This window comes from Pigmentiphaga litoralis (assembly GCF_048632615.1).
Lineage (GTDB): Bacteria > Pseudomonadota > Gammaproteobacteria > Burkholderiales > Burkholderiaceae_B > Pigmentiphaga > Pigmentiphaga litoralis_B.
Genome location: NZ_CP184479.1, coordinates 3,185,876 through 3,203,516 on the forward strand (window position 1 = coordinate 3,185,876; position 17,641 = coordinate 3,203,516).

Sequence of the window (17,641 nt, forward strand, 5' to 3'; positions counted from 1 at the left end):
GTGCTCAGGGAGTCGCCGCAGGCGGCGCTGCGGACGGGTTCATCATGCTGAAATCGCGAGAAAAGCCCACCAGGTGCTGGCCGCCGTCGACCATGAGGGTGGTACCCGTCATGGATCCGTTTTCGGCGGCGAACAGCACGGCGCTCGCGATGTCATCGGGGGTGCTGGCCTGTCCTAGCGGGGACATGGCGTGGGTCTGCGCGAACTGCTCGGGCGTCTGCAGGTGGCTGATCATGGTCAGTCCGGGCGCGACGCCCACCACCCGCACCGCGGGCGCCAGCGCCTGGGCCAGCATGGTGGTGGCGGCTTCCAGCGCGGCCTTGCTCAGCGTGTACGAAAGGAAGTCGGGGTTGTAGTTCCAGAGCTTCTGGTCGAGCAGGTTGACGACCACGCCCCGCGCATTGCCGCCGCGGTCCGCGACGGCATGCGCCAGGCCACGCGCCAGCACGATGGGCGCGACCAGATTGGGCATTAGGTGTTGCGTAAGCGACGCGGCGTGGAAGGTTTCGACGTCATCGAACTCGAAACATGACGCATTGTTGACGACCGCATCGATCCGCCCGAAGCGCGCGACGACAGCCGGCACCAGATTGCCGACCTCGGCTTCGATAGCCAGATCGCAGCTAAAGGCCGCGGCTTCGACGCCCAGGGCGTGCAGGTCGTCGCGGGTCTGTGCGGCGTCTTGTTGCGAGGTCGCGTAATGGATCGCGACGTTCCAGCCGCGGCGTGCAAAGGCCAGCGCGATTTCGCGGCCGATGCGGCGGGCCGCGCCAGTGACGAGGACGACTTTGCTGTCGGAACGCGCGTCGTTCATGGGGAAAGAGGTAACCGTAAGGGCGAATCCCGCAGTTTACCAAGGGCGGCGCGGGCAAGGGGCAAACCACTTCCGTGGGAAAATGCGCGTCATGCCTCCTGCCTCGATGTCCATGTCTCCGTCCGCTCCTGCCCAGGGCCTGCCGCCCCTTGACCCCTTGTCGCAACAGCATAGCGACGCCGTCGCCAACCACCTGCGCGCGCAGATTGCCGCCGCCGGGGGCTGGCTGCCCTTCGACCACTGGATGGGCGACGCCCTGTATGCGCCCGGCCTGGGCTATTACGCCGCCGGCAGCGAAAAGCTGGGATCGCCCGGCACCGCCGCGTTGGGTGGCGACTTCGTGACCGCTCCGGAACTGACCCCACTGTTCGGCGCGGCCCTGGCCCGCCAGGTGGCCGAGGTGCTCGCGGATTGCGGATCGGTCCAGGTCATGGAAGTGGGCGCAGGCACAGGCGTTCTGGCACGCTCCTTGTTGGAAGCGCTGGACGTCCTGGGTGTCGCCGCCCGCTACCGCATCCTGGAAGTGTCAGCCGACTTGCGTGAGCGGCAGCAGGCCACCCTGGCAGCGTTCGGCGATCGCGTCACCTGGCTGGACGCCTTGCCCGAGTCCTTTACCGGGTGCGTGGTTGCCAACGAACTGCTGGACGCCATGCCCGTGCGCCTGTTCCATTGGCCGGACAATGGCGGCGGTCTGCAAGAGCGAGGCGTGTCGGTGGATGCCACCGGCGCATTCGTCTGGGTGGACCGCCCGGCTGCCGATCCGCTGACCCATGCCGTGTCCCCCGCCTGCCCGCCTTGCCCGGCTACACGTCCGAGATCAATCTGCAGGCCGAGGCGTTCGTGCGCGGCATGGGCGACTGGCTGACGCGCGGCGCGGCCTTGCTGATCGACTACGGCTTTCCGCAGGCCGAGTACTACCACCCCCAGCGCGCCGCGGGGACCCTGATGTGCCACCTGCGCCATGTGGCCCATGCCGATCCGTTCGTTGCGCCGGGCGTGCAGGACATTACCGCGCACGTGGACTTCACTGCGATGGCCGACGCGGCGCTGGAAGGCGGGCTGGAAGTCCTGGGCTATACGTCGCAGTCGACCTTCCTGATGAACGCGGGGCTGGCCGACATGTTGGCGGACCTGGATCCGTCGGATGCCAAGGCTTATGCGCAAACCGTCGCGCCGGTGCAGAAGCTGCTGTCACCCGCCGAGATGGGCGAGCTGTTCAAGGTGCTGGCGGTCGGGCGCGATGTGGATGTGAGCCTGCGCGGTTTCGCGCAAGGGGATCGGCGGCATCGGCTGTAGGCGCGGACTGCCACGCCACCGCGCGGCACCGTTGCAGCGCGTCCCGATCATGCCAACCCCAATTCCTTCGCCGCCTTCACGATCTGCCTTGCGCGGCGGCTGAAGGGCGGGTCGATCATCTGGCCGTCGACCGTGTAGGCGCCGACACCATCCTTCTCTGCCTGGTCGGCGGCGGCCACCACGCGCAGCGCGTGAGCGATCTCTTTGTCTGACGGCCGGAACACCTCGTTCGCGATGGCGATCTGGCTGGGGTGGATGCAGGTCTTGCCCAGGAAGCCGAGGCGGCGCGCGGCTTCGGCTTCGGCGCGGTAGCCGTCGGGATTGGCGATGGCTGCGTAGGCGCCGTCGTAGGCCCAGACGCCGGCCGTGCCTGCCGCCATGCGCAGCGCGAACTGGACGTGATGCACGGCCAGGGTGTCGGTGCGGTCGATGCCGAGGTCTTCGAACAGGTCGCCCAAGCCTACCTGCAGACCAACGACACGCGGGCTGGCCTTGGCGATCGCGGAGGCGTTGGTCAGCGCGGTGGGGGTTTCGATGTTGGCAAGCAGGCCGACGGGCGTGGTGATGCCTCGTTCGGTTTCGAAGCGCTGCAGCGCGTCGGCGGCGGCCAGGATGTCGTCAGCCGATTCAGGCTTGGGCAGATTGACGATGTGCAGCGCAGGGCAGACGATGGCGTCCAGGTCGGACTCGAAGTGGCCGGAGTCGAGCGCGTTGACGCGAACGATCAGTGTCTTGGTCACCTCGGCAGAGGCGAGTCCGCGCAGGAAGGCGCCAATGGCCTCGCGCGCTTCCTGCTTGCGGCTTTCCTGAACGGCATCTTCGAGATCGAACGATAACGAGTCGGCGGCGCTGGCCAGCGCTTTCGGGAACAGTTCGGGACGGGAGCATGGAACGAAGAGTTTGCTGCGCATGGGCGTCGGTCAGAGTAGGAAGCGGATCGAACGCGCAGGATACCTGAGGCGGCGCGTCGGGTAGCATGCAAGCACCTGTCCACCCGAGCCTTCCGCCACCATGACGACCCGTGCCAACAAGCCTTCCGCCAGCTTTGCGACCAGTCATGCCGGCGTGGTCGCGTTCCTGACCGTCGCGGCCGAAGGCAGTTTTGCCAAGGCCGGAGATCGGCTGGGCATCGGCCGGTCAGCCGTCAGCCGCAGTGTCCAGAAGCTGGAAACCCAATTGGGCGTGCGCCTGTTTCTGCGGACGACCCGCAGCACATCGCTGACGCGAGAAGGCGAACTCTTTTACGCCAATTGTCATCCGGGCGTGACGCGCATCGAAAAGGCGCTGGAAGACATGCGCGACTTGCGCGAGGGCCCGCCGCGCGGCCCGCTGCGGGTGTGCGCCACGGTGGGCTTCGGCCGCAAGGTGGTCGCGCCCTTGCTCAAGGAATTCTGCGCCGCCTATCCGGATATCTCGCTGGACCTGTTGCTCGATGATGGCCCGACGGACTTTACGTCTGACCGCGTTGACGTGTCGTTTCGCAATGGGCGCATGGAAGACAGCCAGGTGATCGCCAAACAACTCATCCCCATGCAGATGGTGGTGTGCGCGTCGGCCGACTACGTACGCGAGCACGGCGTGCCGCGGGTCCCCGCGGATCTTGAACAGCATCTGTGCGTGAACTTCCGCTTCGCGTCGGGCCGCCTGTACGAATGGGAGTTCAACGTGGATGGGCGCCTGCAGCGGGTGCTGCCGCGGGCGCGGTTCACGATCAACGATGCGGACCTGGTGCTGCGTGCCGTGCGCGATGGTCAGGGCTTTGCGCAGATGGCGGCGTATCAGGTCAGCGATCTGTTACGGTCGGGCGAACTGGTGTCGTGCCTGGATGCCTTCGCGCCCGATGACCGCGGCCATTGGCTCTGCTACCAGAGCCGCCAGCATCTGCCGGCCCGCATTCGTGTGTTCATCGATTACATGACGGAAAAGATCCGCGGCCTGGGCCTTGAACGCCCGCGGATTGGAACGTGGTGATCAAGCCAGCTCGGCCTTGTCCAGCCCATACGGCTTGTCGAGCGAACCGGGCACGCTCCGGAAGCCCACATTGATGCGGTTCCACGCATTGATGACCATGATCACGTAGCTCAGGTCAACGATTTCCCGTTCGGACAATTCGGTGCGGACCTGTTCATAGACGGCGTCGGGCACGCCGTGCGGGGGCAGGTGGGTCAGGGCTTCCGTCCAGGCCAGCGCGGCGCGTTCGCGGGGCGAGAAGAGGGTGGATTCGCGCCAGATGGCGACATGGTGCAGACGCAAGGGACGTTCGCCATGCAGCGTGGCTTGCTTGACGTGCATGTCCAGGCAGAAGCCGCAGCCGTTCATTTGGGAAGCGCGAATGTCGACGAGATCGACGATGGCCGTCTCGATGCTGCTGTTCTTGAGATGGTTGCCGAAGTCAACGAAACGCTTGAAGAGGTCGGGGGCTTGTTTGACGTAGTCGATGCGATGGGTCATGGTGGACTCCTTGTGGGGCTGCGATGGAATGGGTCCATCGTAGGAGTCGCGGGCCGTTGCCGGAAGCCACGCAAGCGGGCTCGCTGTGTTGACTGGAATGCACCAATCGCGCCGGGCAGCGACACGCCCCAAGGCCCAGGGCGGCGATAATGCGCGAATGATCCCCCAACACCCGTTTCCCATCACCGGCCGCGCCCTGTCACGCGCCGACGTCCAGTCGTTGTTGTCGTCAACCGATGGCGCGCTGACGTTCGTGCAATGCAACTTCGATGACGCCGACCTGACCCGCCTCGATCTGCGGGGCGCGAGCTTCATCGAATGTTCTTTTGTCGAAGCGGCGCTGAGCCGCGCTTTGCTGGCCGACTCTCGGTGGCGTCAGTGCAAGGGGCGTCAGGCCGATTTCGAATTGGCCGACCTGACCGACGCCCAGTTCGAACGCTGCGACCTGAACAACACGCAGCGGCGGCGCGCGCGTCTGGCCTCGGCCCGCTTCAGCAACGTGAAGCTGACGGGGGCACGCCTGGCGGAAGTGGCGGGATTGGGATTGGTGTTCGAAGAATCCTTGTTGATCAGTACGGACCTGCGTGGTCTGTCATTCCGCAAGCAGCGGCTGGTGCAGCTGGATCTGTCGGATGCGGATCTGACCGGCTGCGACTTTACGGATGCCGTGTTTGACGGTGGCAGCTTGCGCAACGCGAATCTGACCAAGACGAAATTTGCGGGGGCAGACCTGCGGCAGGTCGATCTGGGTGGCTTGAAGCTGCCCGATACGTCGGTGCTGAAGGGCGCCACCATTTCGTATCACCAGGCGGCCGAGCTGCTGGCCGAACTGGGGTTGCATGTGGCGTGAGTCCTCGTTCGTCAGTGTGCTGTATGTCGTGCGCCCATGGCCTGCGCCGGCAAGACCAGACAAGGCAAGACCGGCCGCGAACGTGCCGGTCGACGCGCCATCACCTTGTTATTTCGCTGCGGCAGCCACCTTCGGATCGACCAGGAACTTGATCAACGCCACGACCGCGAACAAGGCTCCGGCAATACCCACCCATGCCCAGCCGCCATGATCGTACAGGGCGCTGGCTACCGCGGCGCCGATCGCACCGCCGATGAAGATGGCGGTCATGTAGATGCTGTTCAACCGGCTGCGCGCCTTCGCATCCAGTGCGTAGACTTCGCGTTGGCCGATCACCATCGACATCTGCATGCACAGATCCAGTACGACGGCCGTGACCGCCAGGCCGAACACGCCGAACCCCGGGTGGATCAGGGTCGGCAGAAAGCTCAATGCGGCGCCGGCCAGGGCGATCAGGGTGCCGATGCGGCCATGGCCTGCGTCGGCCAGCCGGCCGGTGAAGGGTGCCGCGAAGGCCCCGGCGGCGCCCACCAGCGCGAACAGGGCGATCTGGCTTTGCGAAAAACCATGGTGACGCGACAGTTCCACTGGCACGGCGGTCCAGAACAGCGCAACGGCGGCGAACATGCACGCCTGGTAGAACGCCCGTTGACGCAGCACGGGCTGGCTACGCAGCAGGACCAGCAGCGAGCGAATCAGCTGACCATAGCTGGCGGTATGGGCCGGCCGGCGTTGCGGCATGGTCAGCCCGAGCAGCACGACGATGGCAAGCATCAGCACGGCAGCCGCGGCAAACATGGTGCGCCAGCCGAAGTGGTCGGCCACCAGACCCGACAGCGGGCGCGACAGCAGGATGCCGAACAGAAGACCGCTCATGACACTGCCCACGACCCGGCCCCGTGTTTCATCGGTGGCCATGTGGGCGGCTAGCGGCACCATCATCTGGACCGAGACGGAACTGAAGCCGATCAGCATCGAAAAGACCAGAAAGGTGCCGGGCTGGCCGGACAAGGCCGCGCCGACCAGGCTTGCCGCCGACACCAGCAGGGTAATGATCATGAGGCGGCGGTTTTCGGTCAGGTCACCCAGTGGAACCAGGAACAGCAGGCCGATGGCATAGCCCACCTGCGTCAACGACACGATGAAGCTGGCGGCATGGCTGGACAGGCCGACGTCCGGCGCGATCAGTTCAATCAGCGGCTGGGCGTAATAGATATTCGCGACGATGGCGCCGCAGCAGAACGCGAACAGCAGTACCAGGCTGTTCGGGATGCCGGCCGGCACGGCGGGGCGGGACGTCGCAGTGGCGACATGGGTGGTCATGGCGGACTCACATATTAGGGTTACCGAGGGGTTCATCATCGATGTTTGCGCCTTTTGCGTAAATCCCTTACAACGCAAAGGATCTTTGCGAATCATGCAAAGAGGCGCAATGGACTGCGTGGCCGAAAGAGCGCATCACCGTTCCGCGCCCCCAGTCCGCCACTTCCGCTCCTTTTGAGCATCCCCGCCTACACATCCCATCAAGACTGCCCTCATGATCGAAGCCTTGCGTGATTTCGTCAGCGTTGCCACCCTGGGCAGTTTCTCGGGCGCGGCCCGTCAGCAGAACGTGGCGGTGTCATCGGTTACCCGGCGCATTGAAGGGCTGGAAGCCGAGCTTCGCGCCAAGCTGTTCAACCGCAGTACACGCGTGCTGACGCTGACCGAGGCCGGACAGGAATTGCTGCCCCGGGCGCGCGACATCCTGGCCGAGGTGGATGATGCGCGCGACGCGGTGTCCGCCTTGCACGCCGAGCCGCGTGGCACGTTGCGGGTAACGGCGCCCACGGCCTTCGCCCGGCTGCATATCGCGCCCGCGCTGGGCAGTTTCCTGGCGCGGTATCCGCTGTTGCATGTGGAGCTTGCAACCAGCGATGAAGTGTTCGATCTGGCCACCGACCGCATCGATGTGGCGATCCGTGTCGGCACGCTGCCCGACAGCGACCTGGTCGCCACCCAGCTTGCTCCCCAGCACCGCATCGTGTGCGCCAGCCCGGCCTATCTGGCGAGGCGGGGCACGCCAAGAACGCCGGACGACCTGCTGCAGCACGATTGCCTGAACAAGCACTTTGGGCCCGTGCCATCGGGTTGGTGGACGTTTGCGGGAATCAATGGGTACCGGCCGCTGCCCGTGCAGGGCAGCTTCCGGTCGAACGACACGCCCAGCCTGTTGCAGGCGGCGGTAGCCGGCGTGGGCATCGTGCATCTGACGAGCTGGCTGGTCAGCACCGAGATCGCGGCAGGCACGCTGGTGCCGCTGTTCATGGATCTGCCGGGCTATTCGACCCGGCAATCCGCGATCTATGCCGTGCGGCTATCGGGCCGGTCCCAGGCGACCAAGACCACCTTGTTCATCGACCACCTGCGGGAAAGGATAGGGTCGCCGCCGTACTGGGACGCGGTGTTCGGGCAGACGCTGCGTTGATCGTCTGCGGGGCCGGGCCCCCGGCGTAGGAGCCCCACCCCGGGGCGATCCCATAAGGGGACTGATGCCACACCCGGCCGACACCGTGCGTCCCGGCTGGGCCGCGCGGCCTTCCGATCCTTCCGCTTTATTCCGCGCGGATGTCGGCGTCTTTCGCCACCTTGGCCCACTGGCGGATTTCCTGATGGAACTGATTGGCGAATGCCGATGACGTTTGCGGCGCGGCTTCGGCGCCTTCCCGCAGCAGCAGTTCCTTCATCTCGGGCTTGGCCAGGGCTTTGTTGATCTCGGCGTTGAGCCGGGTCACGACCGCGGCGGGCGTTCCGGCCGGGGCGAGCACCCCCACCACAATTCCATGTTGTAGCCAGGCGCGCCGTTCTTGGCGAGCGGCGGGATCCCTGGGGCGACGGCCGATGGCTCGGCGCTCGTAATGCCCAGTGCGCGCACTTTGCCGGCCCGCACCTGCGGCATGATCGACGGGCCGCTGGCGATCAGGACCTGCACCTGGTTGCCGATCAGGTCATTGATGGCCGGGCCCATGCCTTTGTAGGGCACGTGCGTCATCTGGATGCCGGCTGCCTGCGCGTATTGGTGGGTCGCGAAGTGGTTGATGCTGCCGATGCCCGAGCTGACGTAGTTGAGTTTGCCCGGCTGCGCCTTGGCCAGTGCAATCAGGTCCTGTGCGGTCTTGACCGGCAGGCTGTTGTTGACGGTCAGGATCAGCGGCCCCTTGGCGACCATGGCCACGGGCGCGAAGGCTTTGTCGGGATCGAACTGGGTATTGGGCTGCACGGCCGCATTGGTCGTGAAGGTCGACGACACGAACAGCAGCGTGTAGCCGTCGGCCGGCGCGCGCGCCACCGACGCCGCGCCGATGGTGCCCGTGGCGCCGGCGCGATTGTCGACCACCACGGGCTGGCCCAGAGCGTCGCCCAGGTGCTTGCCCATGGCGCGGGCGAACACGTCATTCGATCCGCCTGGCGGATTTGGCACGATCAGGGCAATCGGCTTCGTGGGCCAGGCGCCTTGCGCCAATGCCGCGGTGCTGAAGGCGGTGCCCAGGGCGGCCACCGCAAGAAGGCAGACGGCGTGGCCGCGGCGGGCCAGTGGACGGGGCAGACGAGCCATTCAGGTCTCCAGAGTGTTGTTGTGATCCGGCGATTTTTCATGACCGGATAAACTTAGGCCAGCTATTTTTTATCGCATGGCCCTTTAGGATCCCTAATGAAAGTCGAGTTCCTCCACACTCTGTGCGCGGTGATCCGTCGTGGCACCTTTGCGGCGGCGGCGGAGGAAGTGCATGTGACGCCGGGGGCGGTCAGCCAGCACATCAAGTATCTGGAACAGCACTTTGGCCAGTTATTGTTCGACCGGTCGGCCCGTCGGGCCCACCCCACGCCGTTCGCGCTGGAACTGGCGCAGACCGTGCAAGGCACATTGGACGCCCTTGAGTCCCTGCGGACGCGCGACGAAACGGACGTGTCGGGCCGCACACGCCTGGGCACCATCGACACGGTGCAGGCCACCCTGCTGCCCGGCGCGCTGAAGTGGCTGCGCGATCAATATCCCAAGCTGGACGTGGAACTGGCACGGGGCCGGTCCGATCATCTGCTGGGCGAACTGAATGCCGGCACGCTCGACGCCGCCGTGGTGGTACGCCCCTGACCGGTGGGTCCAGCCGTCTTTTCTGGCAGGTGTTGCGCGAAGAAAGGATGGTGCTGGTGGCGCCGCCCGATGCGACGGGCGGCACCGTGCAGGAACTGCTGCGGCAGTACGACTGGATCCGCTTCGACAGGACGTCGACCGGCGGCATGATCGCCGCGCAGTTCGTGGAACGACTGCAGCCGCGGATGCGTGCCCGCATCGATCTGCTGTCCAGCCATGCCATCGTGGCCATGGTGTCGGCGGGGCTGGGGGTGTCCGTCATTCCGCAGCCGTACGAGCCGCTGCGTCGGGCCTACGCGTTTCGTGAAGTGGACCTGGGGAGGAAAGGGCCGACGCGGCAGGTGGCGTTTGTCTGTCGGCAGGCGGACAAGGACAAACGCAGCATCGGCGCCCTGCAGGAAGCGTTCAGGCTTTGAACCCGTCAGCGTTCGAACCGGTGGCGTTCGAAGAGGTGAAGGTGTCGGACGGGTCGCTGCCGAACCAGCCGTCGACCTTGTTGCGCGCCTGGTCCTTGACCGCGCCGGTGATGTACATGGACGTGACCACCAAGGCAGCCGCCATGACGCTCAGGTCGTCGGTATAGCCAACCAGTGGCGCGAAGTCGGGAATCGCATCCAGTGGCAGGATGAAATAACCCAAGGCGCTGTACATCGCGGCCTTGGCCCACTTCGGGGTGGCGGGGTCCTGCGCGGCGTAATGCAGCCACAACGCCTTTTCGACCACCTCACGGCCTGCCTTCCTGGCAAAGCGCGTCAGTTTCTGACGGAAATTGTCGTCGGAATAATGCGCTTCATACGTTTCGTTCATACCTCGTCCTCGTGCCCGTCCTGGGGCGGTTCGTTCTGCGGCTGCGGCCGCTGCGGGCTGTCCTGGGCCAGATGTCGTTCCAGGGCGTCGCGCCGGGCGGTCCTGACGGCGTCCTTGATCAGGGCAGGCGTCTTGGCGTGCCGCGCGGCAATCGCGCCCGCATCCACGGTCCGCGCGACATCCAGCCAGTCCAACCACCGGTTGCGCCATGACTCGCGTTCCACCGGCAGGATCAACGCCGCGCTGTCCAGCAATTGGGACAGCCGGTCGGGCTTGCGCAGCGCGTCGGTCAATTCGAACAGGCTGATCACCTGCTCTGCCGACGGTGATGCGCCAAAGGCCTCGGCCATCTTCAACATGCTCTGCAACAAACGCGCCTGATCCGCACATTCGGTCGGCGTCCGCAGCCGCTTGGCCAAGGCCGCCGTGTCCGACGATTCGACGCATAGCAGGGCATACCGGCCGGCAAGGGGCAGGCCGTTTCGCGCGGCCCGGTCGATCAGATCGGCCACACGCGGCGTCCACACCAGACCGGGCGCCACACGGGGCAAGGCATGCGTGTCGGCCAATACGTCGAGCATGCGGGACGGCTGGTCCAGCATCAGCCCGCGCGCCAATTCTTTCCAGACCCGTTCCGGTACCAGCGCGTCGACTTCGCCGTCATCGACCATATGGCGGCACAAAGCCAGCGTTTCTGGCGCGATGGAAAAGTCCGTGAAGCGCGCGGCAAAGCGGGCCAGGCGCAGGACCCGGACAGGGTCTTCGGAAAACGCCGGGCCGACATGACGGAAGACCCGATCCGCCAGATCGCGCTGGCCGCCGTAGGGGTCGACCAGGCGGCCATCGGCATGCCGGGCAATGGCGTTCACCGTCAGGTCGCGGCGCCCCAGGTCGTCTTCCAGTGTGACTTCCGGACCGGTATGAAAGGTGAAACCTTTGTAGCCCCTGCCAGACTTGCGTTCGGTGCGAGCAAGCGCGTACTCCTCTCGCGTGGCGGGATGCAGGAAGACGGGAAAGTCGCCGCCGACCGGCAGGAAACCTCGGTCGGACAGCTGTTCGGGCGTGGCGCCCACCACGACCCAATCCCGGTCCCCGGCCGGCAGGCCCAGCAAGGCGTCGCGCACGGCGCCGCCCACCACATACACGTCCAGCCCGTCCAGGGCGGGGTCCGCTGCCGCCATGCCGCGCTACGTATTCCGGCCGTGGCGCGCGCGCACGTCGTCGAAGCGTGTGCGCGGATGCTGGCCGGCAAGGTAATCGGGCGCGACTGCATCGAGCGAGGTCGGATGCAGGTCCAGTTCGGGCGCCAGCGCGTCGTTCATGACATTGTCGGTCGCCAGCGAATCCAGGTTGTCGCGTGACATGATGGGCTCGCCTGGCAACATCTCCATGAAGGCCGCCTGCAGCTTGCCAAGGCCCATCGGGATCTTGACGACCGGGCGCTTGTGTCCGCCCCACAGCGCCGCCAGCCGGACCAGTTCACCCAGCGTGAAGGTCTGGGGGCCCGCCAGCGAATACGTCTTGCCGTAGGTGCGTGGATCATCCAGCGCGTTCGTCATGGCCTGGGCCACATCGCCCACGAAGATGGGCTGCAGCCTGGCGTCGGCGCCCGCGATCGGCAGCACCGGGAAGAAGCGGGCGAGCCGCGCGAACAGGTTCATGAAGCGGTCGTTCGGGCCGAATACGACCGATGGCCGGAACACGGTCAACGCATTGCCTTCGACCCCGTCGAACGCACGATGGACGGCGGCTTCGCCGTCGCCCCGCGAGCGCTGGTACATGCTCTTGCCGGCCGGGTCGGCGCCCAGCGCGCTCATGTGCAGCAGGCGCGTCACGCCATGGCGCACGCAGGCCCGGGCGATCCGGTCGGGCAGCTCGACGTGCATCTTGCGGAACGCGTTGCCATAGGGTACGCCGCGGTCGCCGTGCAACACGCCAACCAGGTTGATGACCGCATCCTGTCCGGCGATCAGGGCGTCGAGATCGCGATCGTCATGGATGTCGGCTTCGATGGCGCTGACCGTGGGCAGCAGGATCAGGTGGCGCGCACGAATGTAGCGGCGTGTCGGGACGACGATGCGTTTGCCTTGTGCCGCCAGTTGGGCAACCAGATGGCTGCCGATGAAGCCCGAGCCGCCGATCACGAGGACACGTTGGTGTTTCATGGAGGGATGTCTTCTTCTAATCTAGGGAATCAGGGTCGTGTCGACCGCCTGTTGGGGCGCGACCGTGCCAAGGCGGGCTTTCAGGGACTGCGGCTGCCCGCTGAACAGGGCGGCGTAATAGGTGGCGTTGGACAGCACCTTCTTGACGTAATCGCGCGTCTCGGTAAAGGGGATCGTCTCGGCAAAGATGGCGCCTTCGACCGGGCCAGGCAGTGTCGAGCGCCAGGCCACCGGCCGGCGCGGGCCGGCGTTATAGCCCGCCGACGCCAGCAGCGGCGAGCCGCCCAGATCGTCCAGCACGATGCGCAGGTAGCTGGTGCCCAGCATCAGGTTGACGTCCAGGTCGTTGACCCGCGACGGTGAAAAGTCCGCCATGCCGATCTTGCCCGCTACCCATTTGGCGGTGGCCGGCATCAACTGCATGAAGCCCGACGCCCCCACGCTGGACCGCGCGTTCATGATGAAGCGGGATTCCTGGCGGATCAGCCCGTACACCCAGCTTTCATCGATCCCGATGCCGCGTGTGGTCTGCGCCATCTGATCGCGGAATGGAGTGACGAAACGCAGGTTGAAGTCATGCTGGCGTACCGTGCGATCCGCCGTGTTGACCGCGCGATCGTAGATGTTTTCCAGATGCGCCAGCTTGGCCGCGGCGATCAGCTCGCGATCGTCCATGGTGCGCAGCGCGTAGTTCCACTCGCGGGTGGCCTCGGTGCGCCAGTTCAGCTTGAACAGGGCCAGGGCGCGCTGCAGGGCCGGGTTGTATTGCGCAGCGGCCAGTTCCTGTGGCGTGATCGGGGGCGCCGTAGTCGGAATGGTGGTCGGCACACCCAGTTCTTCGGCAGCCAGTTGGCCATAGAAGTTGAACTGTTCGGCAATGCTGCGGAACGCCGCCTGGCCTTCCGGCACCGCGCCCGTGGCGATCAGTGCGCGGCCGCGCCAGTAGACCCAGCTGGCCGGATCTTCTTTCATGCCCGATGGCATGTCGTCCAGGTACCGCAGCACCAGGCGCCAGTCGACCGGCTGCTGGCGCAAGGCCGTGCGCACCCGCCACGCGTGGTTGTATTCGGTCAATTCCACGCCTTCACCCGCCCGGTACCAGTCGATGGCAACCGGATCGAGCTTGATGGCGGCCGACAGCGCAAACTGGTTTCGCAGCCATGCGACGTCGGCGGGCGGCAACTGGCGCGCCCAGCTGCGCTCGAAATAGGCGTAGCCAACCTGGGGATCGGTGCGGGCAAGGCGGCTCAAGGCATTGACGATCAATTCGCGGCTGGCCCGGTCGCGCGGCGGATCCGCCTGCTTGACCAGCCAGGGCATGGGCGCGTCGACCAGCGTGTTGAACGCCTTGAGCTGGACGGGGTTGTAGATGTAGCGGGCCATCCGGCGCGCGTTGGGCAGCGAGTTGTTTTCGAGCTGGCCGCGCAACTGGACGATGAAATCTTCGGTCTGCATGACGCCGTCCGCCTGCAGGCGGTCATACAGGGACCAGCAGACATCGCCCGGCGAAAACAGCTCGTTCACGCGCTTGAGCGACACCTTTTCGCCGCGCGCATGCTGGGCGAGCAGGATGCCGCAATCGACCTGCGGGGTCGTGACGGTGGTGTCGGCGTAATTGCGGATCGCGCCGTAGTCGCCCGTGCGCGCCGCCGCCAGCACCAGATCGCCCCGCAGCCGTTCGGCCAGGTAGGTGCCGCGGTGCGTAGTCAAGAAGGCATCGATCTCGGCCACCGGCGTCGGCTTGCGGGGATCCAGTGTCTGCTGGCGCAGCCACCAGTATTCGGGGTACGCCGCCAGCACATTGCCCTGGACCTGCGGAATCAGCGAACGCACCGCGTCCCAGTTGCCGCTCTGGCTGGCCGAGTAGGCGGCCATCAGGGCGGCGTCGGTGCGCGGCGCGGACGTTTGCGCCTGCGCGCAGCCGCTGACGCCCGCGACCGTGAAGGTCACGGCGGCAAGCGCGATAATCCGGGAGGTGATGAAACGAGCGAAATGAGCCATGGCGGGTAGGATAGCACCGGGAAAACCGCAAGACGGTGACCCTGCGGAAGAGGACAAAAACGGCGTGCGGGCGCAACAGGCGGCGCCCGGCGGCCCGGCTGTCAGCGGGCAGGGCGGGCCGGCGCCGGGCGCACCGGGCGCGGCGGGCACGGCGGCGGAAGTTCTTTCCAGCATGCCGTCCAGCACCGCGCCGGGTTTGCGGGCGGGATTGCGCGCCGCCCGGGCCGCAATGGGCGCGGCCGAACGGCTTGCGGCCGACGCCCGCCTGATGGCCGCCCTGGCGGTCTGGGCCGACGCCTGGCTGGCCGGCCGGCGCGCCAGCGGTTGGACCCGTCACACCGTCGCCGCGTTCTGGCCGATCGGCAGCGAACCCGATCTGCGGGGCCTGTATCGCCACTGGGCGGCGTCGGACGACGTCACCCTGGCGCTGCCTGTGGTCGCGCGCCAGGCCGCGCCCCTGGTGTTCCGCCGCTGGTCGGTGGGGGGACGATGGCGTCGGGAGCCTACGGCATCCCGGAACCCGATGGCGACGTGGTGACCGCGCCCGACCTGGTGCTGGTGCCGCTGCTGGGGTTCACAAACGACGCGGACCGGATCGGCTATGGCGGCGGCTATTACGACCGGACGCTGGCGGAGTGGCGGGCGCGGGGAGTGACGGTCAGGTCCATTGGCATCGCCTATGCCTGCAGCCGGCTGGCTCCGGGCGAGCACGTGCCCGAACCGCACGATGTCAGGCTGGACGCGGTGGTCACTGACGCCGGATGGGTGCCTGACGAACCGCCGGTCACGACGCCGCAGAGTGCGTCGTAGGTACCGCCAACCCAGCGGGCCGGCGGGTCATCGACGCCGCCGCCGGACGGGCCAGGAGCAGCAGGTTCTGCAAGGGTTCGGCGGTATTGTCCTCGCGATAGGCCACCCCCAGCGGCGACAGAGGCGGCAATCGCGCCGGCAAGGTCACGTCCAGAAGACAGATCCGGGGATTGGCCAGCAGGCCCTTCGACACGCTGCGTGGACAGATCGTGGCGGCATTCCCCTGTTGCAGCAGGCCGTCGAGCACCGGCACCGATACGGTGGATACCATCAGGAACTGTGCGTCCGGAAAGTTGCGCAGCACGACGGCATCGAAAATGGCGCGGACCTCGATATTGACGGTCGGCATGATCCATCGGCTGTTCGCCAGGCTTTCCAGCGAGACGTCCGCCTTTCCCGCCATGGGATGGCTGGCCGCACCGATCACCACGACGTCGTCGGCCAGCAAGGGGGTGAACGCAAAGCCTGAGGGCAGACTGGGTGGCGCGCGGCAGAACACGGCGTCCAGATGCTCGGCCAGCAGCAACGGAAGCAGCGCAGTGCCGGCGCCTTCTTGCACGTCCAGATGCACGCCAGGGTGTTCCGCGCAGAACACTTCAAGCAACGGAGGCAATAGCGTGTAGGACGCGGCCGGGATGGCGCCCAGCCTGAGGGTGCCCGTCGCGCCGCGCTGCAGCGCGGAAAGCGCTTCGGCGGCGCTTTGCAGGCCGGCCGTGGCGCCGCGGGCGGCGGCGATCAGCGCCTGCCCGGCGGTCGTGGGGCGGATGCCGCGTGCGTGACGTTCGAACAGCTTGACCTCGAGCAGACGCTCCAGATCGGCGACGGCCTGCGTCGCGGCAGACTGGCTGAGGTGGATGCTGGCGGCGGCTCGGGCAATGCTGCCATGGTCGTCCATGGCGACAAGGAGCCGCAACTGCCGCAATCGACCGTGTGTCATCAGCCGGGCAAAGAGCACCTTTGCGTGGGCCGAGGGCGTTGTGTCGGGCATGGAATTCCTGAAAGGCTGGGACGATGCAGGCCCGCTGCGGGCTGCAAGCCAAGGGCGGTACCGGTGCGCCTGCGCGGCGGCGCGGGCACGGACGCACGGGAAGTGCTCACTTACTCCACAGTACGCGCATGGGGAGCCGTGACCAAGCACTGATCTGCTAGCAATGGTTGCCTGCTGAGCTACCGGCGCAGCCGATAGCCTACGTTGAATATCTATTGGTGCGTTGCACTGTAAGTTTCTACAGTAGCGCGTCTGCAGTAGTGCTTACACCCGCTTACGTCCCGTTTTTAATTCAGGAGGATCCCGTGTCTGTTGTCGTGACGGCCTTCTTGCGCCGCATCGTTCTGATTGCCTGCGCGGCGTTGTCGACGCAGGTGTCGGCCAATGCCGACTTTCCCGTTCGGCCCGTCAAGCTGGTGGTGCCCTACGCGGCCGGCGGACCAACCGACCGCATTGCGCGTGTGATTGCCGACGGGTTGCGGGACGAACTGGGGCAGCCCATCGTGGTGGACAACCGGGGCGGCGCCGGCGGCATGATGGGCAGCGAGGCCGTGGCCAACGCGGCGCCCGACGGGTATACCGTCGGCATTGCCACCGTCAGCACCCTGACCGTCAATCCGCTGTTCAACCCCCGGGCAGTGGCCATCAACCGGCAGCTGATGCCGCTGATCCAGCTGCTTGACGTCCCGGGCGTCATTTCGGTGCATCCGTCCATGCAGGTGAAGGATTTTGCCGGCTTCGTGGCGGCGCTGAAGCGCTCGCCCGACACCTACAGCGCCGCGGTCGCAGGCGCGGGCACCTTGAGCCACCTGCTGATCGAAGCGATGACCCACGCCCTGCATGTGAAGATGCTGACGGTGCCTTACCAGGGGCAGGCGTCCGCCGTCGGGGAAGCCTTGTCGGGTGTCGTGCAGATCATGCCGGATCAGCTGCCCACCGCGCTGGCCCATATCCGGTCGGGCAAGCTGATTCCCGTGGTGGTGGGCGGTGACAGCCGGCTGCCCGAACTTCCCGGCGTGCCGACCTTCAAGGAACTGGGGTTTGCCGACCTGAACGATCTGGCCAAGAGCTGGTTCGGCCTGGTCGTGCCCGCCGGGACACCGGCGATCGTGGCTGAGCGCTTGCGTGCGGCGGCCCGCAAGGCCGTGCAGCGGCCTGACACCAGCGCCCGTCTGTACGCCATGGGCGCCCGGGTCGTTACCGGCCAGGGGCCGTCGTTCGCGGCCGTGGTCGATGCGCAGCTCAAACGCAATCAGGCGATCGTGCAGCGCTCGCACATCCGGCTGGAATGAAGCGCGGGGCGGGCTGCCGCGCCGTTGACTTGGTG

17 protein-coding genes and 2 pseudogenes are annotated in these 17,641 nt (G+C 66.4%); 9 read left to right on the forward strand and 10 right to left on the reverse strand.

Annotated elements, in window-relative coordinates; all coding sequences use genetic code 11:
• Nucleotides 1-4: 4 nt before the first annotated feature.
• Nucleotides 5-814 carry an SDR family oxidoreductase gene (locus ACNANG_RS14445; protein WP_420223552.1) on the reverse strand — a complete coding sequence of 270 codons (810 nt, stop codon included), beginning with the start codon at nucleotides 812-814 and terminating at the stop codon, nucleotides 5-7.
• Nucleotides 815-926: 112 nt separating this feature from the next.
• On the opposite strand from ACNANG_RS14445, the pseudogene ACNANG_RS14450 reads away from it, so the two are divergent.
• Nucleotides 927-2,110 (forward strand): annotated as a pseudogene (locus ACNANG_RS14450) (class I SAM-dependent methyltransferase).
• Nucleotides 2,111-2,157: 47 nt separating this feature from the next.
• Here ACNANG_RS14450 and ACNANG_RS14455 read toward each other — a convergent pair.
• Nucleotides 2,158-3,021, reverse strand: coding sequence for an HpcH/HpaI aldolase/citrate lyase family protein (locus ACNANG_RS14455; RefSeq protein WP_420223553.1), 864 nt, complete (start codon nucleotides 3,019-3,021; stop codon nucleotides 2,158-2,160).
• 100 nt (nucleotides 3,022-3,121) lie between these two features.
• Between ACNANG_RS14455 and ACNANG_RS14460 the strand changes: the two genes are divergently transcribed.
• Nucleotides 3,122-4,081, forward strand: coding sequence for a LysR family transcriptional regulator (locus ACNANG_RS14460; protein ID WP_420223554.1), 960 nt, complete (start codon nucleotides 3,122-3,124; stop codon nucleotides 4,079-4,081).
• Here the strand turns inward: ACNANG_RS14460 and ACNANG_RS14465 are convergent, their stop codons facing one another.
• Nucleotides 4,082-4,561 (reverse strand): carboxymuconolactone decarboxylase family protein, encoded by a 480-nt coding sequence (locus ACNANG_RS14465; RefSeq protein WP_420223555.1) that lies wholly within the window; start codon nucleotides 4,559-4,561, stop codon nucleotides 4,082-4,084. It abuts the gene before it with no gap.
• A gap of 157 nt (nucleotides 4,562-4,718) precedes the next feature.
• On the opposite strand from ACNANG_RS14465, the gene ACNANG_RS14470 reads away from it, so the two are divergent.
• Entirely contained in the window at nucleotides 4,719-5,411 is a 693-nt protein-coding gene (locus ACNANG_RS14470; protein ID WP_420223556.1) for a pentapeptide repeat-containing protein, read from the forward strand.
• Between the two features lie 108 nt (nucleotides 5,412-5,519).
• Here ACNANG_RS14470 and ACNANG_RS14475 read toward each other — a convergent pair whose 3' ends face one another.
• On the reverse strand, nucleotides 5,520-6,734 hold the full coding sequence (locus tag ACNANG_RS14475) for an MFS transporter (protein ID WP_420223557.1): 1,215 nt from the start codon (nucleotides 6,732-6,734) through the stop codon (nucleotides 5,520-5,522).
• A gap of 214 nt (nucleotides 6,735-6,948) precedes the next feature.
• Here ACNANG_RS14475 and ACNANG_RS14480 point away from each other — a divergent pair, with 214 nt between their 5' ends.
• Nucleotides 6,949-7,878, forward strand: a complete 930-nt coding sequence (locus ACNANG_RS14480) for a LysR family transcriptional regulator (protein ID WP_420223558.1) — start codon at nucleotides 6,949-6,951, stop codon at nucleotides 7,876-7,878.
• A gap of 127 nt (nucleotides 7,879-8,005) precedes the next feature.
• On the opposite strand, the pseudogene ACNANG_RS14485 reads toward ACNANG_RS14480, so the two are convergent.
• Nucleotides 8,006-9,006 (reverse strand): annotated as a pseudogene (locus ACNANG_RS14485) (Bug family tripartite tricarboxylate transporter substrate binding protein).
• A gap of 96 nt (nucleotides 9,007-9,102) precedes the next feature.
• Here ACNANG_RS14485 and ACNANG_RS14490 point away from each other — a divergent pair.
• Both ACNANG_RS14490 and ACNANG_RS14495 read left to right on the forward strand, forming a co-directional pair.
• Entirely contained in the window at nucleotides 9,103-9,543 is a 441-nt protein-coding gene (locus tag ACNANG_RS14490) for a LysR family transcriptional regulator (protein WP_420223559.1), read from the forward strand.
• 56 nt (nucleotides 9,544-9,599) lie between these two features.
• Complete coding sequence (locus tag ACNANG_RS14495) at nucleotides 9,600-9,959, forward strand: LysR substrate-binding domain-containing protein (RefSeq protein WP_420223560.1); 360 nt, start codon at nucleotides 9,600-9,602, stop codon at nucleotides 9,957-9,959.
• Here ACNANG_RS14495 and ACNANG_RS14500 read toward each other — a convergent pair.
• Genes ACNANG_RS14500 through ACNANG_RS14515 form a run of 4 tightly spaced genes read right to left on the reverse strand, consistent with a single transcriptional unit; the run spans nucleotide 9,949 to nucleotide 14,516 of the window.
• Nucleotides 9,949-10,350: a YkvA family protein gene (locus tag ACNANG_RS14500; protein WP_420223561.1), complete on the reverse strand. Its 402-nt coding sequence runs from the start codon at nucleotides 10,348-10,350 to the stop codon at nucleotides 9,949-9,951. The two genes, ACNANG_RS14495 and ACNANG_RS14500, sit on opposite strands and share 11 nt — an antisense overlap.
• Nucleotides 10,347-11,531: a CCA tRNA nucleotidyltransferase gene (locus tag ACNANG_RS14505; protein ID WP_420223562.1), complete on the reverse strand. Its 1,185-nt coding sequence runs from the start codon at nucleotides 11,529-11,531 to the stop codon at nucleotides 10,347-10,349. The genes ACNANG_RS14500 and ACNANG_RS14505 overlap by 4 nt, the downstream gene beginning before the upstream one ends.
• A 6-nt stretch (nucleotides 11,532-11,537) precedes the next feature.
• Complete coding sequence (locus ACNANG_RS14510) at nucleotides 11,538-12,515, reverse strand: complex I NDUFA9 subunit family protein (protein ID WP_420223563.1); 978 nt, start codon at nucleotides 12,513-12,515, stop codon at nucleotides 11,538-11,540.
• A gap of 21 nt (nucleotides 12,516-12,536) precedes the next feature.
• The gene (locus ACNANG_RS14515; protein ID WP_420223564.1) at nucleotides 12,537-14,516 is read right to left on the reverse strand and encodes a transglycosylase SLT domain-containing protein; all 1,980 of its coding nucleotides are present in this window, start codon (nucleotides 14,514-14,516) and stop codon (nucleotides 12,537-12,539) included.
• A 64-nt stretch (nucleotides 14,517-14,580) separates the two neighbouring features.
• Between ACNANG_RS14515 and ACNANG_RS14520 the strand changes: the two genes are divergently transcribed.
• Both ACNANG_RS14520 and ACNANG_RS14525 read left to right on the forward strand, forming a co-directional pair.
• Complete coding sequence (locus ACNANG_RS14520) at nucleotides 14,581-15,054, forward strand: hypothetical protein (protein WP_420223565.1); 474 nt, start codon at nucleotides 14,581-14,583, stop codon at nucleotides 15,052-15,054.
• The gene (locus ACNANG_RS14525; RefSeq protein WP_420223566.1) at nucleotides 15,006-15,326 is read left to right on the forward strand and encodes a 5-formyltetrahydrofolate cyclo-ligase; all 321 of its coding nucleotides are present in this window, start codon (nucleotides 15,006-15,008) and stop codon (nucleotides 15,324-15,326) included. Before ACNANG_RS14520 ends, ACNANG_RS14525 begins: the two co-directional genes overlap by 49 nt.
• On the opposite strand, the gene ACNANG_RS14530 is transcribed toward ACNANG_RS14525, so the two are convergent.
• Nucleotides 15,301-16,314 (reverse strand): LysR substrate-binding domain-containing protein, encoded by a 1,014-nt coding sequence (locus ACNANG_RS14530; RefSeq protein ID WP_420223567.1) that lies wholly within the window; start codon nucleotides 16,312-16,314, stop codon nucleotides 15,301-15,303. The two genes, ACNANG_RS14525 and ACNANG_RS14530, sit on opposite strands and share 26 nt — an antisense overlap.
• 305 nt (nucleotides 16,315-16,619) lie before the next feature.
• Between ACNANG_RS14530 and ACNANG_RS14535 the strand changes: the two genes are divergently transcribed.
• Nucleotides 16,620-17,606 carry a tripartite tricarboxylate transporter substrate-binding protein gene (locus ACNANG_RS14535; RefSeq protein ID WP_420223568.1) on the forward strand — a complete coding sequence of 329 codons (987 nt, stop codon included), beginning with the start codon at nucleotides 16,620-16,622 and terminating at the stop codon, nucleotides 17,604-17,606.
• Nucleotides 17,607-17,641 lie beyond the last annotated feature (35 nt).

Bases quoted from the DNA above. Each gene is read 5' to 3' on its own strand.
- ACNANG_RS14445 (WP_420223552.1), bottom strand. From the start codon at position 814: ATGAACGACGCGCGTTCCGACAGCAAAGTCGTCCTCGTCACTGGCGCG.
- ACNANG_RS14455 (WP_420223553.1), bottom strand. From the start codon at position 3,021: ATGCGCAGCAAACTCTTCGTTCCATGCTCCCGTCCCGAACTGTTCCCG.
- ACNANG_RS14460 (WP_420223554.1), top strand. From the start codon at position 3,122: ATGACGACCCGTGCCAACAAGCCTTCCGCCAGCTTTGCGACCAGTCAT.
- ACNANG_RS14465 (WP_420223555.1), bottom strand. From the start codon at position 4,561: ATGACCCATCGCATCGACTACGTCAAACAAGCCCCCGACCTCTTCAAG.
- ACNANG_RS14470 (WP_420223556.1), top strand. From the start codon at position 4,719: ATGATCCCCCAACACCCGTTTCCCATCACCGGCCGCGCCCTGTCACGC.
- ACNANG_RS14475 (WP_420223557.1), bottom strand. From the start codon at position 6,734: ATGACCACCCATGTCGCCACTGCGACGTCCCGCCCCGCCGTGCCGGCC.
- ACNANG_RS14480 (WP_420223558.1), top strand. From the start codon at position 6,949: ATGATCGAAGCCTTGCGTGATTTCGTCAGCGTTGCCACCCTGGGCAGT.
- ACNANG_RS14490 (WP_420223559.1), top strand. From the start codon at position 9,103: ATGAAAGTCGAGTTCCTCCACACTCTGTGCGCGGTGATCCGTCGTGGC.
- ACNANG_RS14500 (WP_420223561.1), bottom strand. From the start codon at position 10,350: ATGAACGAAACGTATGAAGCGCATTATTCCGACGACAATTTCCGTCAG.
- ACNANG_RS14505 (WP_420223562.1), bottom strand. From the start codon at position 11,531: ATGGCGGCAGCGGACCCCGCCCTGGACGGGCTGGACGTGTATGTGGTG.
- ACNANG_RS14510 (WP_420223563.1), bottom strand. From the start codon at position 12,515: ATGAAACACCAACGTGTCCTCGTGATCGGCGGCTCGGGCTTCATCGGC.
- ACNANG_RS14515 (WP_420223564.1), bottom strand. From the start codon at position 14,516: ATGGCTCATTTCGCTCGTTTCATCACCTCCCGGATTATCGCGCTTGCC.
- ACNANG_RS14525 (WP_420223566.1), top strand. From the start codon at position 15,006: ATGGCGTCGGGAGCCTACGGCATCCCGGAACCCGATGGCGACGTGGTG.
- ACNANG_RS14530 (WP_420223567.1), bottom strand. From the start codon at position 16,314: ATGCCCGACACAACGCCCTCGGCCCACGCAAAGGTGCTCTTTGCCCGG.